At 45.7% G+C, this 17,797-nt stretch carries 9 protein-coding genes; 7 read left to right on the plus strand and 2 right to left on the minus strand.

Features of this window, described 5'->3' with window-relative positions; all coding sequences use genetic code 11:
• The first annotated feature begins 1 nt into the window (after position 1).
• The 3 genes from nagB-II to ACXAH6_RS13265 are packed head-to-tail and all read left to right on the plus strand — an operon-like array spanning position 2 to position 3,464.
• Positions 2-1,003, plus strand: a complete 1,002-nt coding sequence (gene nagB-II, locus ACXAH6_RS13255; RefSeq protein WP_474877535.1) for a glucosamine-6-phosphate deaminase NagB-II — start codon at positions 2-4, stop codon at positions 1,001-1,003.
• Positions 1,004-1,011: 8 nt separating this feature from the next.
• The gene (nagA, locus tag ACXAH6_RS13260) at positions 1,012-2,136 is read left to right on the plus strand and encodes an N-acetylglucosamine-6-phosphate deacetylase (protein ID WP_474877537.1); all 1,125 of its coding nucleotides are present in this window, start codon (positions 1,012-1,014) and stop codon (positions 2,134-2,136) included.
• 17 nt (positions 2,137-2,153) lie between these two features.
• Positions 2,154-3,464, plus strand: a complete 1,311-nt coding sequence (locus tag ACXAH6_RS13265) for a sugar MFS transporter (RefSeq protein ID WP_474877539.1) — start codon at positions 2,154-2,156, stop codon at positions 3,462-3,464.
• 77 nt (positions 3,465-3,541) lie between these two features.
• Here ACXAH6_RS13265 and ACXAH6_RS13270 read toward each other — a convergent pair whose 3' ends face one another.
• Both ACXAH6_RS13270 and ACXAH6_RS13275 read right to left on the minus strand, forming a co-directional pair.
• Complete coding sequence (locus ACXAH6_RS13270; protein WP_474877540.1) at positions 3,542-5,077, minus strand: alpha-N-arabinofuranosidase; 1,536 nt, start codon at positions 5,075-5,077, stop codon at positions 3,542-3,544.
• Between the two features lie 12 nt (positions 5,078-5,089).
• On the minus strand, positions 5,090-6,049 hold the full coding sequence (locus tag ACXAH6_RS13275; protein WP_474877541.1) for a glycoside hydrolase family 43 protein: 960 nt from the start codon (positions 6,047-6,049) through the stop codon (positions 5,090-5,092).
• A gap of 325 nt (positions 6,050-6,374) precedes the next feature.
• On the opposite strand from ACXAH6_RS13275, the gene ACXAH6_RS13280 reads away from it, so the two are divergent.
• The 4 genes from ACXAH6_RS13280 to ACXAH6_RS13295 all read left to right on the plus strand — a co-directional run bounded on the left by ACXAH6_RS13280 (position 6,375) and on the right by ACXAH6_RS13295 (position 17,771).
• Positions 6,375-9,803: a LamG-like jellyroll fold domain-containing protein gene (locus tag ACXAH6_RS13280; RefSeq protein ID WP_474877543.1), complete on the plus strand. Its 3,429-nt coding sequence runs from the start codon at positions 6,375-6,377 to the stop codon at positions 9,801-9,803.
• A 93-nt stretch (positions 9,804-9,896) separates the two neighbouring features.
• Positions 9,897-12,803, plus strand: a complete 2,907-nt coding sequence (locus tag ACXAH6_RS13285; protein WP_474877544.1) for a TonB-dependent receptor — start codon at positions 9,897-9,899, stop codon at positions 12,801-12,803.
• A 500-nt stretch (positions 12,804-13,303) separates the two neighbouring features.
• Positions 13,304-16,126, plus strand: a complete 2,823-nt coding sequence (locus ACXAH6_RS13290; RefSeq protein WP_474877545.1) for a TonB-dependent receptor — start codon at positions 13,304-13,306, stop codon at positions 16,124-16,126.
• Positions 16,127-16,433: 307 nt separating this feature from the next.
• The gene (locus tag ACXAH6_RS13295) at positions 16,434-17,771 is read left to right on the plus strand and encodes an MFS transporter (protein WP_474877547.1); all 1,338 of its coding nucleotides are present in this window, start codon (positions 16,434-16,436) and stop codon (positions 17,769-17,771) included.
• Positions 17,772-17,797: the final 26 nt, after the last annotated feature.

Below are 17,797 nucleotides of genomic sequence, written 5' to 3' on the forward strand. Positions count from 1 at the left end.
CATGACACAACAAACACTAATGGCACGTGAAGCCAGAGAAACGCCTGCTATTATCCAGCGTCAATTAAGCGAAAACGTGGCAACCTTTGAACAACTTGCCGACAAAATACGCGCTTTCTCTCCGTCTTTTGTGTATATGATTGGGCGTGGTACGTCTGACCATGCGGGTGTATACGGCCGCTACTTGATTGAAGTAGAGTTGGGCATTCCCGTTTGTCACGCTGCGCCGTCGGTGAGCTCGGTATTTCAGCAAACGTTGAAGCTCGATAAAGCGCTGGTGATAGTCATTTCTCAATCTGGCCGCAGCCCCGATATTCTCGCTCAGGTAGCAATGGCGAAAAAAGCTGGCGCCATGACCGTGGCTTTTGTCAACGATGAAACCTCGCCGCTCGCCGATGACGTGGATGTGTTTGTACCATTAAAGGCAGGCCCTGAAATAGCGGTAGCCGCGACCAAAAGTTACCTAGCGACACTATCGAGTTTGGCAACCATGGTGGCATATTGGAAAGGCGACGAAACGCTGATGTCCAGCATTCAGGCACTGCCTGCGGCGCTCGATGCTGTAATTGCAGATGAAGCACAGCTAACGCCAGCGTCGTTAGCGGGAGTCGGGCACTGCGTTGTACTTGGGCGCAGCTTTGGTTACGCCATTGCACGAGAAGTTGCACTTAAAATGAAAGAGGTGTGCGGTATTCAAGCTGAAGCGTTCAGTAGTGCAGAGTTTTTACACGGGCCTATTTCATTGCTTAATCGCGGTGTGAAGTCGATAGATTTATCGATTCCTGATGAAACCCTCGCACATCACCAAGGCCAGATTGATGAAATTCAGCGACGCGGCGGGCAGGTGGTGACAATGGCGTTTAACCAAGTGTCTTTGTCACCGCGACTTATCCCGCTGTTGATTATGCAGCGCTTTTATCTGGATATTGAAAAAATTGCTGTGGAAATGGGCCTCGACCCCGACAGTCCACAAGGCTTAAAGAAAGTCACTGAAACCGTATAGGTGAAGAGATGCAGCACTATTTTTGCGAAACCTTATTTGATGGCTCTGTACTGCACAACAACGTAAGGCTAAGTGTTGAGCATGGGCGAGTGGTTAGTTTAGACATCGGCGCTGATGCGTCGGGTTGTCAATCTTTAGATGGTTTGGTGTGTCCTGGTTTTGTTGATGTTCAAGTGAATGGCGGAGGTGGCGTTCAATTCAATCTTGCGCCTACCTTCGACACACTTAAAACCATGGCCGATGCTCATAGTGGTTTTGGCACGACGGCACTGTTACCAACACTGATCACTGACGACATCGAAAAGATGCAACAAGGTGCTGATGCCATTGCGGCGGCTATTCACAATCAGGCCATTGCACAAATTGTTGGCGTGCATTTCGAAGGCCCCCATTTGAGCCAAGCGAAAAAAGGTATGCATAGTGCCGCCCACATTCGCCCACTGGGTGAAGCAGAAAAAGCCCTTTTCTTACGTCAGGATTTGGGGCAAGTGATGGTAACACTAGCGCCAGAGAATGTTTCACCAGAAGATATCCGCAGCCTTGTTGATGCGGGAGTTATTGTTAGCTTGGGGCACTCGAATGCCGACTTTGAAACGGCAAACGCTGCCTTGTCGGCAGGGGCTAAAGGTTTTACTCACTTATATAACGCCATGTCAGGTTTACAAAGTCGAGCGCCGGGTATGGTTGGCGCAGCTTTGTATCACGACAAAGCCTACGCTGGGCTCATAGTAGACCATTTACATGTGCATCCAGCATCGGCAGCAATCGCAATAAAAACCATGGGCACAAGCCGAGTAATGCTAGTAACCGATGCCATGGCACACGCCGCCAGTGATATTGTGGAATTTGATTATTTAGGGGCAAAAGTCACGCGTGAAGGCAACAAGTTGACGTTGGAGAATGGCACCTTGGCAGGCTCGTCGCTAACCATGATTGAAGCTGTAAAGCATACTCATGTTGATTTGGGCGTGTCACTCGCCGATACATTAAAAATGGCGGCAAGAACACCAGCAGGATTTTTAGGGTTAAGCCACACTTTGGGTTGCTTGATACCCGGGAGTGATGCAAGCTTTTTACAACTTGATGAAAAGCTCGATATTCGTCAATGTTGGATTAAAGGACAACAACAATAACAAGCAGGAGTGGAACTATGAATACCGCAACCGGTGCAAAGCCTCAATCGACTTGGCTGCCTTTAGCTATAATCGGCACGCTATTTTTTATCTTTGGTTTTATTACTTGGCTCAATGGTGCATTGATCCCGTTTTTACAAATCGTCTGTGACTTATCTGATTTGCAAGCCATGTTGATCGCCTTTGCGTTTTACATAGCCTATGTAGTGATGGCGCTGCCGATGAGTTATGTGCTGAATCTGGTTGGCTATCGCAATGCCATGTCACTCGGCTTGGTGATGATTGCGGTGGGGTGTTTATTGTTTATCCCCGCAGCAGAAACTCAGTGGTTTAGTGTGTTTATCCTTGCCCAATTCGTAGTGGGTTCAGGCCTGACTATTCTGCAAACTGCATCGAACCCTTATTTAGTGAAAGTTGGTCCCGCTGAGAGTGCTGCCGCGCGTATTTCAATTATGGGGTTATTGAACAAGGGCGCAGGCTGGTGTGCACCTGTTTTATTTGGTGTGCTGGTTATGCAGCAATTTGAAGGCGTAACCGCACAAAGTGTAGCGGCGTTAGCCCCTGATGCTCGTCAACTTCAAATAGACGCATTAGCAGACAGCTTAATCATGCCTTATTTGGGTATGGCTATCGCATTATTAGTGCTGGCGTTTGGCCTACGTCATTCAGGGTTACCTGAGCTGGATCTATCTGAAGAAAATGCGGCGTTGTCGAGCAGCGATAATTTGTCTATCACTCAATTCCCACACTTAATGTTGGGTGTTGCTACCTTGTTTTGTTATGTAGGTGTTGAAGTGATCGCGGGCGATACCATTGGCTTATTAGGGTCGAAGCTTGGTATGGAAGGCGCGATTTCGCTGACCAAATACACCATGTTCTTTATGGTTATTGGCTACTTATTGGGGCTGGCCTTAATTCCACGAGTGATTTCACAACATCAAATGCTGTCTATTTCTGCCATTCTTGGTGTGGTTTTGTCTATTGCTATCCCGCTATCAAATGCAGAAAGTGACGTCGTGTCTTCTATTATATGGGGATGGATGGGGATCACGACATTACCCGACCCGGTTGCGTTAGTTGCCTTGTTAGGTTTGGCCAATGCGATTGTATGGCCAGCAGTGTGGCCCCTTGCACTTGAAGGTTTGGGCAAGTTTACCGAACGCGGCTCTGCGTTATTAATTATGGGGATTGCAGGCGGAGCTGTACTGCCAATGGTATTCGGATTGTTGGCAGAAGTAGTGGGTATCATGAATGCGTATTTTATGATGGTACCGCTATACGGCTTTATTTTCTTCTATGCCGTTAAGGGCTGTAATATCCGCAAGTAAGCTGCTACTCACATGTATTAGTATCAAAAAAGGGAGTGTTAGCACTCCCTTTTTGATATTGGTAAAAACGGCTTTTGTTATTGCAAAGCAACCACCACGATTGATTTGGCCGGTAACGTGAAGTCATCGAGACTTGTGGTAAACGGCGTGGGTTTTACTACAGCGGGGGCATCAAAGGTGTTTTTCGCTGTGATTTCATCCGCAGTAAGGAGTTGGCCCACACCTTGGGTGAAATCACCGTTTTTGAAGGTAAAAGACACATCAGCCGATTCGCTCGGGTCTAAGTTAACCAGTGCCAAGTAGGTTTTCCCGTCTTTACCTACAGCTAATGAGCCAGTTACCGAGGGAAGCGATTGTTCACCCTCTGTGTAGTCGTCGGCCGTGAGAGTAAAGGGAATTGCCGTGGCGTCTTGAAAAACCTTATACATGCCATACACGTGATAAGTGGGTGTAAGCAGCATTTTTTCTTTGTCGGTTAATACCATGGCCTGCAACACATTCACCATTTGCGCAATGTTTGTCATGTGAACGCGTTCAGCATATTCGTGAAAGATGTTGAAATTCACCGCTGTTACTACCGCATCACGCAAGGTATTTTGTTGATACAAAAAGCCCGGTTCACGGTCCGGCTCAGGGTCATACCAGGTGCCCCATTCATCCACGTAAAAGCCAACCTTGCCTTCAGGATCGTTTTTATCCAGTTTGGCGACGTTGTCGTGAATGTACTTTTCCATCCGCATAGTACGCTCTAGGGTAGAAAACCACATCGATTCGTCAAATTCGGTGGCGTGACCTTTATGCTCCCAATTGCTGGTGGGTAAGGTGTAAAAGTGGTAGCTGATTCCGTCAATGTTACCCTTAATATTGGCACTGAGTACGTCTGTCCATTCGGTATCTTCAGTGTGGCCGCCGCTGGCTACCAGCTTAGGACGTTTACCCGGTGGGGTTTTGATAAAGGTGGCGTACTGGCGATAGAGGTCTACATAGTACTGAGGGCGCATGTTACCGCCACAACCCCAAGACTCATTACCAATACCGAAATAAGCGATATCAAAGGGCTCTTCTCTACCATTTTTACGACGTTCGTTGGCCAGAGTTGAGTTTTTATCAGACGTCATGTACTCAACCCACTCAGCCATTTCTTGTACACTGCCACTGCCTAAATTTCCATTGATATAGGCATCTGCGCCGAGCAGTTCTACAAAATCGAAAAATTCATGGGTACCCACAGCATTGGTTTCTTCTACACCGCCCCAGTGTGTATTAACTTTAACGGGGCGTTGGTCTTGAGAACCAATACCGTCTCGCCAATGATATTCATCAGCAAAGCAGCCTCCCGGCCAGCGGACAAGGGGAACTTGTATGTCGCGCAAGGCGTTGAGTACATCATTTCGAAAGCCTTTCGTGTTGGGAATAGACGAGTCTTTCCCTACATAAATACCTTCATAAATCCCTCTGCCCAGGTGTTCGGCAAATTGACCGTAAATATCCTTATTGATGGTTGGCCCAGTGGCTGACAAATCGGCTTCAATGGTCACATCGTGCTGGTCGGCACACGCTGATGTCATGGTCAATGACGATGCTATCAGCGCCCAGATGGCTGCTTTTTTCATGCTCTTTCCTTATTATTTTGCTGGAGTTTGAATTCCTTCGGTGGTCATGATGACACGCTTTAAGGTGCCATCTTCATTGTAAATCAAGTCGTCGACAGCAACTGAACGACGGAAGCGGCCGCCACTCGGTTGACCATCTTTCGGCGGCATACCGCCGGTGTGGTAAATAAAGTAACTTTTGTCTTTGAATTCAATAATCGACTGGTGGTTAGTCTCACTGTTACCGGCAATCTCGTTCAAGATCCCTTTGTATTCCCAAGGGCCATGAATACTCTTACTCATTGCATAACAGATTTTTTCAGGGAATTCGCATGCGTATGACAAGTAGTAGTTGTCACCCTTTTTGTGTACCCATGACGCTTCTGTGTAGTTAGGCACATCAATGGTTTTTATTTCACCATCCAGTTCAATCATGTTGTCTTTGAGCTTGACGTACTTAGGCATCAAGTTGCCAAAGAACATGTATGCATCACCGTTTTCTTCAATAAAAATGGCTGGGTCGATATCGTCCCAATCATTCGGGGTTTGCTTGGTCATATCATCGGTGACTAGTGCTTTACCAATGGCATCTTTAAATGGACCGTAAGGAGAGTCTGACACGGCTACACCAATTGCAAAACCAGGCTTGGTTTCATCGTGACGCACCGTGGTAAAGAAGTAGAACTTGCCATCTCGCTCGATCATATGTGACGCCCAAGCGTCGCCTTTGGCCCATTTAAAGTCAGTGGCTTTCATGATTGGGCCATGTGGTTCCCAATTCACCATATCGGTAGAGGTATACAATAACCAATCATGCATTTGGAAAAATACATCGTTGTTAGGAGCTTCGTCGTGGCCGGTGTAAAGGAACACTTTACCGTCATGAACCATGGCTGCTGGGTCGGCAGTGAATGCATCGGTGATAATAGGATTACTCGCCGCTGCGGTGAAACTGAAAGCCAATGCGGCAGTGGTCACTAAGGTTTTGATCATCTTGATTCCTCATATCTTAGTAAATAAATTTTAACAAATGCCTAAAAAAGAATTATTCGTAAATAGCGTCTCAAAATTCATAAAAACAATAACTTATAAGATTCTTTCTTCACCTTTGACTATATGTTAGACAAAAATGTTGTAAATTTGTTGTATGTTAATATTGTATTAATAATTGTCTGCGTGTAAATATATAGTAAATATTTAGATAAATACTATTGTATTACTAAATGGCGGATTTTGTAACTGAAATATGAACATGTGTTGTTGAGTGTTCATGAGTACTACTGCAAAAGCCGTGATTACTATAACGAGGCACACCAACATGAAACTTAAAACCACACTCATCGCGAGTGGAATTTTAGCTGTTTACGGTTGTGGTGGTGCGGGAGATGATGGCACTCCACCACCCACGTTTACAGTTGTTGAAAATTCTACTTCTGCGGACCCTGTATCTTCTATTAGTGACAGTAGCCAATACAACGATATTGGGGTTCACGACCCATCTATCGTTAAAGTCGACGGTACCTACTATCTATTCGGTTCTCACTTGGCTGCCGCTAAGTCGACCGACCTGATGAACTGGGAGTATATTTCCACACTGTCTGCCAACAATGCAGTTGATGAATCTCCTTTGTTTAATACCTACTCTTCTGAATTTGCGGAAGGTATTGAATGGACCGATAATTTTGCTGGAAGTTGGGCGTCGGACGTTATTCAAGCGCCAAGCGGTGAGTTTTGGTTCTATTACAATCACTGTGCACAAGACAATCCAAACACGCCGGAAGTGGACGAAGTGTGCTGGCATCGTTCTTACATGGGGGTTGCTTCATCGGAGAGTGTGGAAGGGCCTTACGTAAACGAAGGTCTTTTTTTGCGTTCGGGTTATCGCGATGGTGAGTTAGACACCTATCCCGTAGAAGGCGTAGAAGCTTACAACCCTGCCGTACACCCTAACGCCATCGATCCCGCTGCGTTTTACGATAAAGACGGCAATTTATGGATGGTTTACGGTTCTTATTCTGGTGGTATTTTTATTCTTGCTATGGATGAAGAGACCGGCATGCCCGAAGCGGGTCAAGGTTATGGTACGCACCTTGTTGGTGGCGACTACAACGCCATTGAGGGCAGCTATGTAATCTACAGTCCTGAAAGTGATTACTACTATTTGTTCTGGTCAAATGCCGGCTTTGCTGCTGATGGTGGCTATAACATACGTGTTGCACGTTCTAAGAGCCCAGAGGGGCCTTATCTCGATGCTGCCGGCAACGACATGGTGGATGCGACTGTTGCCAATAACTACGGTAATAAACTATTAGGTAGCCATCTTTGGACTGCTTCATTTGGTGACAGTTCTTCCGTTTATGGCTATAACGCGCCTGGCCACAGTTCTGCTATTTATGATGAAGCTTTAGGTAAACATCTACTCTTTACCCACACGCGATTCCCTGTTGAGGAAGGGCGCTACGACAACGCCGAAGCCCACGCGGTTCGGGTACATGAAATGTGGGTCAATAATGACGGATGGTTGGTCACATCTCCACACCGCTACGCACCGATTGACGGTGACAACCAAGTCGACGCAGGCGACATCGCAGGTGACTATCGATTAATTCTGCAAAGCAACGACTCTAATGGTGATGAACATACCTCACTGTATGTCACGTTAACCAGCCAAGGTCGCTTTGTTGAAGGTCAAGCTTCGGGGAGTTACAAGCTTTACGCAGATTCACCGAATCGCATTCGTATCAGTATTGATGACGACACTACCTATGAAGGTGTGGCGCAGTGGCAATGGAACGTTGAAGATCAACGATTTGAAGTGGTGATTTCTGGTATGAGCAGTGCTGGTGAAAGCCTGATTGCCGCTAAACTGCCAGAGAAAACCGTTGCCGATGTGGTTGATGATATTGGCGCAGCTATTGATGAGGCGTTTGCTAACCCGGTTGACCCAACCCAATTGTTGAATGTGAAAAAAGATCTGTCATTCACCACAATTGGTGCGCGTGGTGCAACACTCACTTGGTCTTCTAGCAAGCCGACTTATGTTAACAGCGAAGGTAAAGTGACACGCCCTAATGTGGAAGAAGGCGACCAAGTTGTCACCTTAACAGCAGACGTGTTGTTAAAAGGGCAAACTCTGTCTATCACCAAAGATGTGCTGGTGGTTGCACGCTCAACCTACAACAGAACCGCTTACTACAGCTTCGATAACCATTTGTCTGATACCTTGAATAACTACGCTGATGGTGTACCCGCAGCCGACATCACGGGGACTGCAGCCAGTGCTTCATTTGCAGAAGGTATCGTCAATCAAGCGGTTAACCTTGACGGTTCATTTGGTGTGTTGATGCCAAACGACATGATTGATAGCTATCAGTACACAGTGTCGTTCTGGTTGAATCAAGTTGAAAGCTGGGCTTTCCGTCCTGCGTTTTTCTCAGCGCATTCCGCTGACAGATGGCAGAGTTTCTTACCGCACAGTTGGAATGGCGGTTTGATGATGTGGTCACATTGGCTTGAGGAAGATGGCTCTTGGCCGTGGTTAGACGCAACAACCAGTGTAATACCTTATCCAGTTGCTGAATGGCATCATGTAGCTTACTCAGTTAACGACGGTTATGTAGAAATTTTCTATGACGGCGAGTTAGTCGGTAGCGTGTCTGGTTTAGAAGATATGCACTCCTTTAAGCCTGAAGATGCGGTCATTACACTTGGCCTGAACTACTGGGACCCAGCTCTCGTTGCGCAATTTGATGAGCTGAAAATCTATGACGAAGCGCTTTCTGCTGCCGAAATCAAAGCATTGGATGTGGATCGCTTAGCTGCCGAAGACTTAATAGCTATCGCGGAAGCTGACTTGTCTCTAGGAAATGTAGACTTTGTTATTGATAACCTCGCATTACCTTACACAGGACCATTTGCGTCGTCGTTGAGTTGGACGTCGAGTGACAGCACGGTAATCGACCCTGCGACGGGTGTGGTGACCCGCCCTGCACGTGGTGAAGCAGATGCAACTGTTACGTTAACCGCGACCATTTCACTGGCAGGTCAAAGTGTTGATAAAAGCTTTGTCGCTACGGTTATTTCTAAAACGCCTCCGTCACCGGTTGCACGCTTTAGCTTCGAAGACAATGTTGAAGACAGCACGGGTAACTTTGGTGCGGGTGAGCCTGCTGATAAAACGGCTGAGATCCCACTCATTACACCGTCTGATGCAATGCTAACTTATACCGATGGTGCTGTAGGGAAAGCGATTCAGTTCCTTGGTGATGCTGGCCCAGGAGTTAAGTTGCCAGATGGTTTGATAACCGACTTCAGCTACTCGGTGGCAATGTGGTTGAACCCAACCGAGAAAACCCAGTTCACTACCGCTTTCTTCGGCTACGCAGCAAGTAACAGCTGGATCAGTGTAGTACCTTTCGGAGCGACCGGTGACACCATGTTGTGGTCGGGCGAAGCTTGGTTTGATGGCACTGTGGGCGAACAAATTCCGTCTGGCGAGTGGTCACACCTAGTGTTTGTTGTAAACGAAGGTGTGTTTACTGCCTACCTCAATGGGGTACAAGTGGCCAACATGAGTAATTTCCCTGATGTGTTTACATCGGCGGGTGCTAACTCAGGGTTTGCGCTTGCGACCAACCTATTCCCATGGGATGCGAACTTTAACGGCTTGATGGATGAGTTAGTGATTTATGACGATCCACTGTCAGGCGACGATGTTCAAACGCTTTATGCGGAAGGCAATCAATAAAACCGGTGCCGAGTGATTTGGCTCGGTAATAACAAAAGATTGAATGCTCGGTGCGGATGCATCGAGCTCAACAAAGGAATTTGGGAGAACACTATGTTTAAACCCACCTTATTAAGTGCAGCGATTACTTCTGCACTCTTTGCAACAAGTTGGAACGCGTATACCCAAGAAGTAACCGAAGACGGTGCCGTTGAAGTGATAGAGGTATCTGGTATTCGAGGCAGTTTAGCAAAAGCAATTGATATCAAACGCGAAAAAATTGAAGTTGTTGACTCTATCGTCGCAGAAGATATCGGTAAGTTCCCCGATAACAACGTGATTGAAGCCCTACAGCGTGTGCCTGGTGTTCAGGTAACAAACAGGGATAGAGGGGAAGTGGGTACACTTTCTATTCGTGGTTTAACTGATATTACGACTACGGTAAACGGTCGTCAGATGTACATTTCTACAGGCCGATTTTATACCATGGCCGATACGCCAGCGTCGTTAATTAACCGTGTTGATGTTTACAAAGCTCGTTCGGCAGACAAGCTACCCAGTGGTATTGCCGGTCAGGTAGATGTTATTACTAACCGCCCGTTTAATTTTGAGGGTGCCAAATTTGCCGTCGCGGCACGTGGAATTTACTCGGACCAAGAAGGTACCGTAGACCCAAATATTAGCGCTATGGCGAGTAATATATGGGAGACCGACAAAGGTAAATTCGGTGCTTTGGTGAATATCGCCTACGCAAAAACTAACTGGCGCGACCAAGGCATTACTGCAGGGGCGGTATTCCCTTATTTCAATGCCTCTCCAGAGGGGCAAGGGGTCGACCGTTTTGGTAATCAGGGCGAATTTCCGGCGTACGAACGTATTAATTCAGCATATTGGGATCCGGGTTTAGAACAAGGTTTGCCTTATGCGCCGGGTTCAACGCTCAATACTAATGGTTACGAGAACGAATATATCTTGTCTCGGGATGCCGTGTTTGCAAGTGACTTATCAGGTGTTCGCGAACGTCCTGCGCTGAATATTTCACTGCAATACGCACCGAATGACAAGTCTGAGTACGTATTTGAAGCTTTCTATAATGGTTATCGTGAAACGGTGAGAAATAGCTTGTTCTTTAGCTACCCTGACTCGTCTTACAATATCGATTTTGACGATGATATTGTGTTTTATGAAGGCACTAATATTGTCAAACAACGCACAACGTATGATGGCGACCCTCGCTACGGTGTGTGGGAAACCGACTTCAACAGCACTGATGCTGATGTGCGCCAAACTGATACTTACATGTTTGCGCTAGGCGGAGAATGGGATCTGGCTGACAACTTTCATCTAGGGGCTGAGTTAGTTTCTCAGCGCAGTGTGTTTACGTCAGACTTCTTTGCCGTCCGCTTATTGCGTGACTATTACGCAATGACCGTGGATTTTAATACGGGTGAAGGCGTTGCTGGGCTGACATTCCACGACAACCCAGCCACTGCGGATATTGATGAATCTAACTTGTTAGATCCTCGTTTGTACTCGATGGGACCAGCGTGGGACAACGGCTCGCGTGACGAAGGTACATCGAATGCCTTGTATGTTGACGCCGACTGGTACACAGATTTTGCAGGCATTACTGAAGTGAATTTTGGCTTGTTCTACGAAATTCGAGAAACGAATAATCGTAGTCGAGGTGCAAACATCAATATTGGTCAATATGAAATACCTATGACGGACATGCCCGAGGCGTTTTATGACAAAACCACCAATTTCTTTGATGGCCGAGCTGAATTTCCAAGTAGTTGGTTAATTGGTAATATCGACTATATGGTCAACAACAAAGACGAGTTTCGTGAGTTGTATGGCTTTATTGATGAAAACGGGGAGCCGATTGATAATTACCTTACCGGCGGCCCTTCTTTGGTGATGCGTCGTACGTTCGAGGCCGAAGAGAAAACCCTTGATTTGTATGCGCAAGCAAAATACGAATACTTGGTCCCTTTTGGTATTCTCGACGGCACCTTCGGTTTGCGTTACACCGACGCGAAAACGCCTTATTTGTTTGATCGCGTTGATGCGGCTAACCAAATAGCCGAAGTGGATTCGGGTGAAAATACCAGTCGCGAAGTGTTGCCGACTTTTATTGCTCGTTACAACTTTTTAGACGATTTCATGTTCCGTTTGTCGTATACGGAAACCATGCGCCGTCCAGATTTTGGAGCGCTTAACCCTTATACCACTTATTCCAAAGGGGTAACTTCAGTGGGTACGGGTACCGCCTCGTCGGGTAACCCGAATCTGCAACCCGTACTATCTAGTAACTTTGATATGTCATTGGAGTACTACTTTGGTGAAGGTAACGCCATTTACGCGACTTACTTCAAGCGCGATATTGAAGGGTTGGTGGTAAGTTCTCGTTCTGAAGTGTTCTATGACTACCCTGACGATGTAGATGATAACGGTGATGAAATTGGCGAGCTATTGCATATTCTGACTAAACCCGATAATTCATCTAATGGTGAGCTAGAAGGGATTGAAATCGGTATGACGTATTTTCCTGATGGCTTACCAAGTTATCTCGACGGTATAGGCGTGCAGGCGAGTTACACTATTCTCGATTCATCGCAGCAGTTACCTATTTATGATGAAGATGACCCCACTAACCCTGATCCCGTTGGTTATGACACCGTGGAGATGTTTGGTGTATCAGACGAATCATACAGTGTGGTGCTGGCCTACGAAAAAGAGAAGTTTGGTGCGCGTTTATCCTATGTGTGGCGCGATGCGTTCCGCTATGACAACGAAGCGGCAATCTTTGCTAACCCTCTCGCTCGCTATCGCGCTGCCGAGCAAAGCTTGGATTTCCAATTCTCATATCACGTAAACGACAACCTGACTGTAACGTTTGATGCTACGAACCTGACTGACGAAATTTTCCGTGCTTATTATCAAGAACCGGATATTTACAACTTCTCAGCCGGTGTTTACAGCCAAACCTTCGCATTGGGTTTACGTTACACCATGTAAACTTGATGCAATCTAATAAAAAGCTGGGTTCATGACGTGAAATGACCCAGCTTTTTCAATTTTATTTACATATAAACTAAAGTTTTATCTATAGGTATTATTGTAGTACTTTTCTTTCATTTTGCTTTGCCTCTAATCAACCCTATAACGCCACATTTCTTTTTTAAATCTTATCTCTTTGTTTTTAAATGCATAAAAGATCAACTCCGATAATAGGGGTAATGATCATTTCTAATAAAATTACGGAATTCAGACGTTGGTTTTATTTTGATCTATCTCAATTTGCCAATTGATCCTGCTTTGACAGTTGTTGACACTAGTTGACAGTAAAATAATCATACAATATGATTAAACCACAATAACAAAAAATTAACAGCAGAGAGAAAGCGGTTCATTAACGCAATACCTTGTTAACAAACGCGTTGATGGAATAGGCAGTCTGGCTAAAGCTCAGGAAAAAGAGCGTCACGCCAGTACATAAAAACTGGAGATAAACACACATGTTTAAGCGAACACAGCTAGCGAGTGCACTTATTTTAGCGCTAGGTAGTCCTTTTCTCTACGCGCAAGAAACCCCTGCGCAGGACGCTGAAAGTGAACAAGTCGAAGTAATTGAAGTTTCTGGTATTCGCGGTAGCTTGAACAAAGCATTGAATATCAAACGTCAAAATCTACAAGTTGTTGATGCTATTGTTGCACAAGACATTGGTAAATTCCCCGATAACAACGTTGTGGAAGCACTACAACGTGTGACGGGTATTCAGGTTACAGACCGTGGCGCAGGTGAAGTGAACACGGTAACGATTCGTGGTTTGACTGACGTAACCACAACAGTAAACGGCCGCAACATGTTTACTTCGAATGGACGTGCCGTTGCGCTTGCTGACATTCCCGCTGCACTGCTTGAATCTGTTGAAGTATTTAAAACCCGCTCTGCATCTCAAATTGGCAGTGGTATTGCAGGTCAAATTGATATCAAAACTCAGCGACCTTTCAATTTTGAAGACAGCAAAGTGGTATTCGCTGCCCGTGGTATTTACCAAGAGCAAGCGGATAAAACCGACCCTATCGTAAGCTTGCTGTTAAGTGATCGCTGGGACACCTCGCAAGGTGAATTCGGTGCGTTAGTCAACTTCTCATTCGCCCGCACCAACTATCGCGACCAGAGCATTACGCCTGGTGCAGTAATTCCATTTGTAGGAACTGACCCGTCTGCCCAGTACCGTTACATTGATGAAAATGGCGCTGTCCAATTTGCGGACTATACACCTCTGCAGCGTATTTTTCCTGGTGAATGTGAATCATCGTGTTGGACACCTGGTCTCGATCTTGGTTTGCCGTTTGCTGCTGGCTCTACGCTAGATTTGAACGGCACAGAAGACGAATATTACTTGGGTCGTGATGCCTTATTCGCCAGTGACTTTACTGGTAAGCGCGAACGTCCAGCTGTGAATGTGTCATTGCAGTGGGCACCGAATGCCGACTCTACCTATACCTTTGAAGCGTTTTACAATGGCTATCGCAATGAGAGCTTTAACTCATTGTTCTTCACCTTCGTAGATTGGTGGGGCGATGCGGGTAGTTTGAATGATCCAGTATTGTTCGAAGGTACCAACATTATTAAAGAGCGCCAAGTTAATGCACCTTACGGCTTTAACTCGGGCGACTTAACTAAGTCTTCAACTGATACTTACATGTTGGCACTATCGGGGGAATGGTACCTTACCGATAACCTTCACGTTAAGTCTGACTTGTATTATCAAGATTCAGAGTTTGAAACAGAGTTCTTCGCTATGCGTACCGACCGTGTTGCTTACGGTTTAGACGTTGACTTCAACGCAGGTAACGGCATCCCATCTTTGTCATTCTGGGACAATCCAGATACAGACATAGACGAGTCTGATTTGACCGACCCTGCGCTTTGGAATGTGGCTCAGCTTTATGATAGCGGTGGTCGTGGTGCAGGTGATGCGCTTACATTAACTGTGGATGCTGATTATACCTTAGATTCAGGTTTCTTTGAGAAAGTGAACTTCGGTATTTTCGCTGACAAACGCGGAGCTGAAGATCACCAGCGCGTTTCTCAAGATGGTTTCTTAGGTGTGCCTCTTAGCGACCTAGATCCTGGTCTTGTTTACTTAACTGAAGATTTCTTTGACGGTAAAGCAGATTTCCCATCGTCATGGGCGGTTGCAAACGGTCACTACATTTACGCGAATCAAGATGAATTCCGTGAAATGTACGGCTTAACCAAGAAGAGCTTCCAACAGACGTTCCAGATTGATGAAACAACGCTTGCCGCTTATGTTGAAGGTAACTTCTCGACTGAAATCGGCGGTCGTTTGCTAGATGGTCAAATGGGCTTGCGTTATGAGCACGTCAGCACAGACATGACTTTCTGGGATATCAACACTAACCCTGTAGAGCAGAGTTCAGCATCTGCAAGCGAAGGGACTTTATTACCAAGCTTGGTAGCTCGCTATCACATTACTGATGACCTAGTGGCGCGTTTTGCTTACACAGAAACTATCCGTCGTCCTAACTTTACTGACTTAAATTCAGTGATTCAGTATTACGAAGATGTGACGGATGTGGGATATGGTACTGCTGCTGGTGGTAACTCTAACCTTGCACCCGTTGAGTCTCAAAATTTAGACTTAAGCTTGGAATACTACTTTGGCGAAGGCAACTCAATCTATGCCACATGGTTCCGCCGTGACATTGAAGGGTTGGTTTATGCTTCACGTATCGCCATTGACTACGAAGGCTCAGACGATATTGAAGCGGGTACTTACATTCTTTCAGCGCCGGGTAACACGTCAAACGGTGTACTAGACGGTTGGGAATTTGGCGCGGTTTACTTCCCTGAAGAACTGCCAGCAGTACTTGATGGCTTTGGTATTCAAGCAAGCTTGACCTTGTTGGATTCAAATCAAGATATTCCACAGTTCAACAATACAGGTGAAATTACCGGCTATATCCCACAGCCTATCTTCGGTGTTTCAGACACGTCTTACAGTGGTGTATTGATTTACGAAAAAGAAAACTACAGCGCCCGTTTAGCTTATGTATGGCGTGATGATTTCTTGAATAACTACGAAGCGGCATTGTTTGCTAACCCGCTTGGTGTATATCGTAAGCCTGAGCAAAGTTTGGATTTCCAAATGAGCTACGACGTAACTGAAAACCTAACGGTAACGTTTGATGCCACCAACTTGACGGAAGAGTACTATCAGAGCTATTACCAGTACCCTGATGTTTATAACTTTGGTAATGCGCTTTATAGCCGCACATTCGCGCTGGGTGTACGTTACTCAATGTAACAAGTTGCTAGAGTAAAATGTAAAAAAACCTCGACCTTGTGTCGGGGTTTTTTGTTTTTTCTCTTAGGGATTTTTTAAGCTCATCTTAGCGAGCTATTGATATGTCTAGGGGAAGAGAAATAGGTGGAAAAACTGTTGTAGTATTATTGGTATGATAATAGTATATTTGCCGTTAACATTTGGTTTGCAAATGTATTCAAAAGCAAAGCTTAAAACAAGCGTTGGCAGAATACAAAAGCAGCATTCACATTTCGAGTACTTTCGTAACAATAACGCGGTGAGTATTCGCGAACCGGATTAAAGCGGTATGACTTCACAAAAACTCTCTGTCACGGAAAAAGTAGGATTTGGCGCAGGCGACATGGCGGTCAATATCATGGTGGCAGCCTTGTTCTACTTTATGTCGTTCTTCTATACCGATATTTTCGGTCTGGACCCTGTTGATATGGGGATACTTTTCCTCGTTGCTCGCTTTGTTGATGCGTTTAGTGATCCGATGATGGGGGTAATCACTGACAAAGTGAAAACGCGTTGGGGGCAATTCCGACATTGGTTTTTGTTTTTGTCTGTCCCTTATGGCGTATCCATTGTGCTGCTGTTTACTACGCCCGACTTTGATTACGCAACCAAATTGATTTGGGCTTATGCAACATACTTGCTAGCAACGTTGATGTTTACTGGCGTGGCCATTCCTTATATTTCGTATATCGGGGTATTAACGGCAGACCCTAAAGAGCGCTTGTCGGCAAACGGATATCGAATGTTCTTTGCCAAAATTGCCAACGTACTGATTGTATGGTCTGTACCAGAGTTAGCGAAATTGTGGGGCGGCGATAACATTGCTCACGGTTACCAAATGGCGATGATTCTCGTTTCTCTGTGTGGTATCGGCTTGTTGCTATTTTGCTTCTTTAAAACCAAGGAGCGTATGGAGCACAAAGTTGAACAGCAGGGGATTGGTGAACAACTTAAAGTGTTGTTGAAAAACGACCAATGGTTATTGCTTTGTGCGGCCTGCGTATTTGGTACTTTGGGTTATGCGATTCGCGGCAGTGTGGCAATGTACTACGCGACCTACTATTTGAAAGTACCTGACTTAGCGGGCACCTTCACCAGTGCCGGCATCGCAGCGTCAATTGTGTCTATGGTGGCGAGTACATGGATCACAAAACGCTACTGTAAAATCAAGTTGTTCCGTTATTCACAAATAGCAGTTCTGCTTATCTCTGTAGGGATGTATTTCTTCGTACAACCTGGTGATGTGCTATTGGCGTTCATCTTTTATATTTTCCTTTCTTTTGTGGTTGATTTACACGCCCCTGTATTCTGGTCAGCCATTGCTGAAGCTGTGGACTATGGCGAAATGAAAGACAAAGTAAGAGCTTCAGGTTTGTCGTTTGGTGGTATCTCATTCTGTCAAAAAGCAGGTGGAGGCTTAGCTGGCTTAACAGGAGGCTTGTTGTTGAGCTTCTTCGAATATCAGCCCAATGTCGCCCAGTCAGACTTTACTCTTACAGGGTTAGCTTTGATGCTCACTGTCATTCCGGGCGTGTTCCATGCGTTAACAGGCTTTGTATTGTTTAAATATAAAATCTCTGACAACTACTACAACAACATGGTGAAAGAGCAGCGTTTACCTGAATAAGTCTTAACATCTCACGCCACTGATTA

The organism is Alteromonas sp. ABE4_545 (assembly GCF_056161325.1).